At 65.2% G+C, this 7,656-nt stretch carries 5 protein-coding genes and 1 tRNA gene; 2 read left to right on the top strand and 4 right to left on the bottom strand.

Annotated features, from left to right (window positions below):
* Positions 1–118: 118 nt before the first annotated feature.
* Complete coding sequence (locus BKY27_RS13000) at positions 119–1,030, bottom strand: LysR family transcriptional regulator (protein ID WP_071674918.1); 912 nt, start codon at positions 1,028–1,030, stop codon at positions 119–121.
* Between the two features lie 148 nt (positions 1,031–1,178).
* Between BKY27_RS13000 and BKY27_RS20715 the strand changes: the two genes are divergently transcribed.
* Complete coding sequence (locus BKY27_RS20715) at positions 1,179–4,433, top strand: thiamine pyrophosphate-requiring protein (protein ID WP_324610006.1); 3,255 nt, start codon at positions 1,179–1,181, stop codon at positions 4,431–4,433.
* 154 nt (positions 4,434–4,587) lie between these two features.
* Here the strand turns inward: BKY27_RS20715 and BKY27_RS12985 are convergent.
* A tRNA-Leu gene (locus BKY27_RS12985) sits at positions 4,588–4,672 on the bottom strand.
* Between the two features lie 52 nt (positions 4,673–4,724).
* Positions 4,725–5,978 (bottom strand): vWA domain-containing protein, encoded by a 1,254-nt coding sequence (locus BKY27_RS12980; protein ID WP_071674917.1) that lies wholly within the window; start codon positions 5,976–5,978, stop codon positions 4,725–4,727.
* Positions 5,979–6,199: 221 nt separating this feature from the next.
* Here BKY27_RS12980 and BKY27_RS12975 point away from each other — a divergent pair, with 221 nt between their 5' ends.
* Complete coding sequence (locus tag BKY27_RS12975; RefSeq protein ID WP_146636240.1) at positions 6,200–6,982, top strand: hypothetical protein; 783 nt, start codon at positions 6,200–6,202, stop codon at positions 6,980–6,982.
* 61 nt (positions 6,983–7,043) lie between these two features.
* On the opposite strand, the gene BKY27_RS12970 is transcribed toward BKY27_RS12975, so the two are convergent.
* Positions 7,044–7,523: a hypothetical protein gene (locus tag BKY27_RS12970; RefSeq protein WP_071674915.1), complete on the bottom strand. Its 480-nt coding sequence runs from the start codon at positions 7,521–7,523 to the stop codon at positions 7,044–7,046.
* Positions 7,524–7,656 lie beyond the last annotated feature (133 nt).

The following is a 7,656-nucleotide window of genomic DNA, read 5'->3' as shown; positions in this document are numbered from 1 at the left end:
AAGGTTGAAGTAATGTAATAATGAAACCAGATAGTTAGCAGTGAGCGATTTGCGAATTTGCCCTGTCTCTCCGCCACCATCCCCAGTAACTCCCCCCCCGCGCCTCCACCGCTGCCGATTACCTTGGGCTCTGCAACAGGCGCACGACCGCGTGCATCAGCCAGCGCAGGCCCGGGTCGCCTTCTGCGGTGGTGCACCAGACCATGTTGACGCGGGATTGGGTGGTCGAGAGGGCAATGGGCAGCAGCACCGCCTGATCGGCGGCGACAAGCTGTTCGGCGTATTGTTTCGGCACCACGGCGATGACACGGCCACTGCTCAACAAGGGCGGCAGGGCGCCGAATTCACGCAATTGCAGGGCGACGCGTTGGCTGAGGCCCGATTTGGCCAGCACATCGTTGATTTCCTTGTCATAGGTCGCGGCAGGCGCGGCGATGGCGATGCGTTCGCGCTGCAGTTCTTCCAGCCTTTGGGGATAGGATGCGCGCCCCGTGCCCGCGACCGCGACGTAGGTGTCTTCGAACAATCGCCGCGCGCGGATACCCGGCTGATCCAGCTGGATCAGCCCGATGGCCAGATCGACCGCCCCCTGCGACAGAGCCTCGGCCAGATCGGGCACCGGCACCGACAGGTTTTGCAGGCTGATATGCGGGGCTTCGTCGAACAGGGTGTCCACAAGGCGCGGCAGGAAAGCGGCCTCGCCCAGCCCCGACAGGGACAGGCGAAAACAGCGGCGGCTTTCGGCGGGAACGAACCCGGCGGCGTCGCCCAGACAGGCGTGGATGCCGGCAAGGTTCTGGCGAATGGTCGGCAACACCGTGGTCACGAACCGGGTCGGCGCCATGCCGCCGCGCCCGCGATGAAACAGCGGATCGTCCAGCGCCACCCGCAGACGCGACAGCGCGTTGCTGGCGGCGGGCTGACTGAGACCGAGCCGCGCCGCCGCCTTCGAGACCGACCGGGTCTCGGCCACGGCCACCAAAAGCCGCAGCAGGTTCAGGTCGAGGAGATCAAAATTTATTGGTTTCATGAATAGTCTCCATCCATAAAATAATTTGGACTTTATTTCTTGCAAACGCCATCCTTTCCGTCGATCCGCGGCAACCTTTGCCGCGCCGTGGCGCTCCGGCGCCCGACAACAGGCCGCAGGCGGCCCGACGATGACAGGAGGCATTCCCATGACGGACAGACCGGACACGGGCGAAACCATCACCGCGGGCGGGGCCTTTTTCGGCAAGCTCAAGGCGCTTGGCGTCGAGTATGTCTTCGCCAATTCGGGCACCGATTTCCCGCCGATCATCGAAGGGCTGATCGAAGCGCGGCAAAAGGGGGTCGACCTGCCCACCCCGATCACCTGCCCGCATGAAAGCGTGGCCATGGGCATGGCGCATGGGGCCTACCAGATCTCGGGCCAGCCGCAGGCTGTGATGCTGCACACCAATGTCGGGCTGGCAAACGCCACCACAGGGGCGATCAACGCGTGGTGCGACCAGATCCCGATGATCCTGATGTCGGGCCGCACCCCGGTGACCGAAGAGGGACGCTTTGGCGCGCGAACCGTGCCCATCGGCTGGGGACAAGAGATGTTCGATCAGACCGCGCTGATCCGCGAATGCACGAAATGGGACTACGAACTGCGCTTCCCCGAGCAGGTGTCCGGCCTGTTCGACCGGGCTTGGGCGATTGCAGGGTCGACCCCAAAAGGCCCGGTTTACCTGAGCTTGCCGCGAGAGGTGCTGTGCGAACAGACCCCGACCGAAGGGCTGGACGCCGCCTCGACGATGCAGCCGGTCATCGCCGCACCCGATCCGGCCTCATTGCAGGCGGCGGCGGCGCTTTTGGCCAAGGCCAAATCGCCGCTGATCATCGCGCAACGCGGCGCGGGCAGCGCGCAGGCCTTTGCGGCGCTGTCGCACTTCGTCGACGATTGGGCCCTGCCCCTGTCGCATTACTGGGCCAACCAACTGGCCCTGCCGCTTTCGCATCCCATGCATATCGGCTGGCACCCCGAAGCGTTCCTGGCAGAGGCCGATGTCATCCTCGTGCTGGACTCGCTGGCACCGTGGTGGCCGGACAAGGTGACACTGCGGCCCGATGCCAAGGTGATCCAGCTTGGCCCCGACCCTCTGTTCAGCCGCACGCCGGTGCGCAACTTCCCCGCCCATGTGACGCTGGCCGGGGACACGGGCGCGTCGGTGCTGGCGCTGATCGACGCGGTGAACGCCCATGCGCGCGACGACGCGGCCCTGTCCACAAGGCGGGCCCGCATCAGCACCGCCGCTGTCGCCAACCGCGACGCCGTGGTTCAGAGCGCCCTGCGCGGCAATGCCGCCCCGATGAGCAAGGAGTGGGTCAGCCATTGCCTGGGCCGCGCGATCAAGGGCCGCAAAGCGACTGTCTATCACGAATTGGGCTGCCCCCTGCCCCAGCTCGATCTCGACGACCATCTCAGCTATTTTCAGGAACCGCATTCCGGCGGTCTTGGCTGGGCCCTTCCCGCCGCGCTCGGCGCGAAACTGGCCGATCCCGACCGGCTGGTGATCGCGACGATGGGCGATGGCAGCTACATGTTCGCCAATCCCACGGCCTGCCATCAGGTTGCCGAGGCCAATGACCTGCCGGTCGTGGTTCTGGTGCTCAATAACGAGGAATGGGGCGCGGTGCGCCACTCGGTCGAAGGGCTTTACGCGGGCGGCAAGGCGACCCGCAGCAACGAGGTGCCCCTGACCAGCCTGCGCCCCAGCCCCGATTTCACCCGGACCGCCGAGGCCAGCCGCGCCTATACCGAAACCGTCACCAAAGGCGCCGACCTACCCGCCGCGCTCGACCGCGCCATTCGCGTTGCAACGCAAGAGCGGCGGCAGGTTCTGCTGAACATCGCCATCGCGCGCGACGCGCTGCCGCCGGTTTCCCCCGCCCCCACAAACCAGACGCAGGCGGCCACAGCCGATGCCCTGCACGGCATTACCCCAGACCCGGAGGACAAAATGAAGGTTTCCATGTTGATCGGAGGCGAGAAGGTCGAGGCCGAAGGCGGACGCACGTTCGAACGCCGTGACCCTGTGACCGGCGCGGTCGCCACCATCGCCCCTGCCGCATCGGTGCAGGACGCGCTGAAGGCCGTGGAGGCAGCCCACGCGGCGTTTCCCACATGGGCCAGCACCGGCCCGGCCGAGCGGCGCGCGCTGCTGATGAAGGCCGCCGACGCGCTGGAAGGCATGACCGGCGAGATCATCGAAACCGCAATCCCCGAAATCGGCGCCACTGGCCCGTGGATCGGGTTCAACTGTATGCTGGCCGCCGGTATGCTGCGCGAAGCGGCAGCGATGACCACCCAGATCTCGGGCGAGATCATCCCGGCCAACAAACCCGGCACCCTGTCGATGGCGCAGCGCAAGCCGCTTGGCGTCTGCCTCGGTATCGCGCCATGGAACGCGCCGGTCATCCTGGGCACGCGCGCGGTGGCGATGGCGCTGGCCTGCGGCAACACCGTTGTGCTCAAGGCCTCGGAACTGTCTCCGGCCACCCATCTCGCCATTGGCGAGGCCTTCGCCAAGGCCGGGCTGCCCGAAGGGGTGGTCAACGTCATCACCAACGCGCCCAAGGACGCGGCCGAAATCGTGTCGGCCCTGATCGCTGCACCCGAGGTGCGGCATGTGAACTTCACCGGCTCGACCAAGGTGGGCCGGATCATCGCGGTCAAGGCTGCCGAACATCTCAAACCCGTCTTGCTGGAACTTGGCGGCAAGGCCCCGCTGATCGTTTTGGACGATGCCGATATCGACGCCGCGGTGAACGCGGCGGCCTTCGGGGCCTTCATGAACCAGGGCCAGATCTGCATGTCGACCGAGCGCATCATCGTGCATGACCGCATCGCCGACGCTTTCACCGCAGCACTGGCCGCCAAGGCCAAGGCCCTGCCCGCCGGCAACCCGCGCGAGCAGGTGGTTCTTGGGGCGCTCGTCACGCCCGAGGCGGCGCAGAAAATGGACGCGATCATTGCCGACGCCACCAGCAAGGGCGGCGTGGTGATTGCCGGTGGCCACCGCGATGGCTCGGTCGTCGAGGCGACGCTGATCGACAACGTCACCCCCGAGATGACCGTCTATCGTGACGAGAGCTTTGGCCCCGTCAAACCGATCATCCGCGTTGCCAGCGACGACGAGGCCATCCGGGTGGCCAACGACACAGCCTATGGCCTGTCGGCAGCCGTCTTCAGCGCCGACATACAGCGGGCCATGGCGGTTGCCGACCGGATCGAGAGCGGCATCTGCCACATCAACGGCCCCACCGTCGCGGACGAGGCGCAAATGCCCTTCGGCGGCGTCAAGGACTCCGGCTATGGCCGCTTTGGCGGCAAAGCGGCCATCGACGCCTTTACCACCACCCGGTGGGTGACGATCGAAGACCCGCACCAGCACTATCCGTTCTGAGCAGAGCGACATCTTCGGCGGGGCCTTGTCCGATGACGGGGCCCTGTCCATCCGCGACCACAATCGCAGGCTGCGCCCGGCAGGTCTGGCCGCGCGGCCCTGCCTGACGACCACAGCAACCAAGCGTCTGTAATCGAGAAATTTTCCTGGAATATGGTACCCGTGGCCGGACTCGAACCGGCAAGCCTTGCGGCGGGGGATTTTGAATCCCCTGCGTCTACCAATTCCGCCACACGGGCAACGCAGAACGGGGTCTAGCCGTGCCGGAAACCGGCGTCAACGGCGAAACGCTCAGAGCAAGGCCATCAGCCGCGCTTTCTCGCCCCTGTCGTCAGGCCGGGACAGGGCCTCGGCCAGACCTTGCAAGGCCGCGATGTTGTGGCCGGCGCGAAAACTGTCGACATGGGGCAGCATCGCCTTGATCCCGGCGGCCTTCGGCGCGAAGCCATCCCATCGCAGCAGCGGGTTGAGCCAGATCAGCCTGCGCGCGGACAGGTGCAACCGCTCTACCTGCGCCGCGAGGGCCTGCGGGTCGTCACGATCCAGCCCATCGGTGATCAGCAGCACCACTGCCCCCTGCCCCAGCACCCGCCGCGACCAGTCGCGGTTGAACTCTCTCAGGCAATGGCCGATCCGGGTGCCACCTTCCCAATCCTGCGCCTCGGCCCCGGCAGCGGCCAGCGCGGCGTCGACATCGCGCTGCGCGAGATGTCGGGTAATGTTGGTTAACTGCGTGCCGAAGGTGAAGGCGTGAACCTTGGCCCACCCGGCCCCGTTTTCATTCGCAACCGCGTGCAGGAAGTGCAGCACCGCGCGGCTGTAGGACGACATGGACCCCGAAATATCGCACAGCACCACGAGGTTGGGCCACCGGATGCGGCGGCGCTTCATGTCAAAGCTTGTGATCTCGCCCCCCTGCCGCATCGCGCTGCGCATGGTGCGCCGCCAGTCGGGCAGACGCCCGCGGCTGGCGGCCATGGTGCGGCGGCTCATCAGCGGCTTCACCGGCAACGACAGCCGCGCGATCAGGCGTTTGGCCTCGGCCATCTCGGCATTGCTCATCTGTTCGAAATCGAGGGTCCGCAGCCGTTCTTCGGCGGACATGGTCAGCGAGGCATCGACCTCGATCTCGGTGCCTTGATCCTCTTGCTCGCCGCGCTCTGGCAGGTCACGCTCGACCCCGTCCAGCAAGGCTTCGGCGGCGCGTTTCTCGGCGGGTTTGACCTGCCGGTCTTCGGCCACGCCGTTGATGGCCGGCAACATCATGGCCATCATGTGCTCGATATATCGCGGGTCGCGCCAGTAGAGCCGGAAGATCTGGTTGAACGTCGCGCGTTCCTCGGGCTTCGAGACGAAACACGCCTGAAGCGTGTGGTAGAAATCGGCCCGTTCGGTAAACCCCGCCGCCTCGACCGCGCGCACCGCATCCAGCACGCGGCCCGGCCCGGCGCGCAGCCCCGCCGCGCGCAACGCACGGGCAAAATGGGTGATGTTGGTCACCAGTTGCGGATCGTCCGGCAAGTCCAGGGGCATCTGTTCGGTCATGCAGCAAGGGAACAGGAGGCCGCCGATGCGGTCAAGGCGGGTTTTCGCACAAAGGGGCGATGTTCATAGGTATCTTGTCCGATAATTGACCCGCATCATGAAGGCCCTTGCCGACATGTCGAAGACTGCCCTCGCGGCGCCGCTGAGCGCCGGATGAGTCGAGGAAGGAAGGACCACCGATGCGACTTGCAAAAAGCCTATACCTTGTGATGTTTGCCGCTATGGCTGGCCTGTCCCTGTCGGGCACGTCTGCCATGGCCCAGCTTTACAATCCGTGCCCCTACACGAATGACGGCGATTGCGATGAGCCCAACGGCCTGGGCTATTGCGACTGGGGCACCGACACCGCCGATTGCTCGAACCCCAATTCCAATTTCGGGGCGGGTGCCTCCGGGGGCAATAGCGGCGGCTACAGCTCGGGCGGCGGACTCTATAACCCTTGCCCCTACACCAATGACGGCGATTGCGACGAGCCCAACGGCTTGGGTTATTGCGACTGGGGCACCGATACCAACGATTGTTCGAACCCCAATTCCAACTACGGCACTGGCAGCGGCTATTCCAGCAACAGCGGCGCCACCACAGGCGGCTCAACGACGACCGAGGGATCGCCCAGCACCTATGCCCCGTGGATGCGGATCACCAACGACCAGCGGCAATTCGCAGCCCAACCGGGCGGCGCCATGCCCTTGGTGGTCAACAATGGCCGGAATTTCGAGGCCGGGTCTTATGTCATCTACTACGGGGTGACCGACGGCTCTGGCCCCTATGCCCCGATCCGCGATATTCGCAGCTACAGCGTCACGCTCGGTTCCGACCAACGCTACCTCGCCAGTGCGACAGGTGCGGGCACGGTCGCGTTCAACACCGACGGGCGGCTGATCACCTATTCAGAGCCCGGACCGAGCCGGGCGATGATCTATGCCCGCAACGATGACTCGCGCAATTGGCGCGCGATCTGCGTGCTGCCCACGGGCTGGCCGATGAGTTATTGCGGCAACTGACACCTTGCAACAACGGCGCCCGGCCGGATGAACCGGCCGGGCGCCACCCCGAGGCAAGGTCTCAGTAATTGTATTCGGTGATGATCAGCCGCGCCGGGTTGTTGGAGCTGCGGTAATAGCTGCCCGCCCAGATGTCATACTGCCCCGACATAGGGTTGAAAAACACGATGGCAGAGTTCAGCCCGCGATAGTCGTCATTGTAGTGCCAGGCGCCATCGGGCGTGTTCACCACCAGGATCGTGTCGACATTCGACCGCGCCTCCAGCGCGATGGTCAGGCGGCCTGTGGGGGAAACGCCTTGATATTGCAGGCGGAAATCAGGCCGCGACACCACCCAGCCCGGCCCCAGATAGGGGCGGCACCCGGCAAGGTTGATCCGCCCGCCCGCTGTCAGGTTGCGCACATAGGGATCGGGCAGAAAGCCCGCGTTCAGGTAGGTCTGGCCAAAGACAGTCGGATTGTTCCAGTTCGGACAGGCCATCGACTGCCCCGCGCCGACAAGGCCGATCAAAAGGACAAAAAGGGTCAATAGGCGTCTCATGACGGGTCTCCTTGCAATTCCCAGCTTCAAGGGGGCCGCATGACCCAATCAGGCCCCATGCCCCCAATTGCCAAGATTAACAGAAAACCCGGCAGTCCCGTTGCGGAAAGTCAATCCGCCCACCACTATGGCC

The organism is Nioella nitratireducens (assembly GCF_001879715.1).
Lineage (GTDB): Bacteria > Pseudomonadota > Alphaproteobacteria > Rhodobacterales > Rhodobacteraceae > Nioella > Nioella nitratireducens.
The sequence above is the reverse complement of the archived record's forward strand: the minus strand, read 5'-3'. Positions and strand labels throughout refer to the sequence as shown.

What these genes read in the sequence shown, in the direction of transcription:
- BKY27_RS13000 (WP_071674918.1), bottom strand. Translation starts at nt 1,030, where the DNA reads ATGAAACCAATAAATTTTGATCTCCTCGACCTGAACCTGCTGCGGCTT.
- BKY27_RS20715 (WP_324610006.1), top strand. Translation starts at nt 1,179, where the DNA reads ATGACGGACAGACCGGACACGGGCGAAACCATCACCGCGGGCGGGGCC.
- BKY27_RS12980 (WP_071674917.1), bottom strand. Translation starts at nt 5,978, where the DNA reads ATGACCGAACAGATGCCCCTGGACTTGCCGGACGATCCGCAACTGGTG.
- BKY27_RS12975 (WP_146636240.1), top strand. Translation starts at nt 6,200, where the DNA reads ATGGCTGGCCTGTCCCTGTCGGGCACGTCTGCCATGGCCCAGCTTTAC.
- BKY27_RS12970 (WP_071674915.1), bottom strand. Translation starts at nt 7,523, where the DNA reads ATGAGACGCCTATTGACCCTTTTTGTCCTTTTGATCGGCCTTGTCGGC.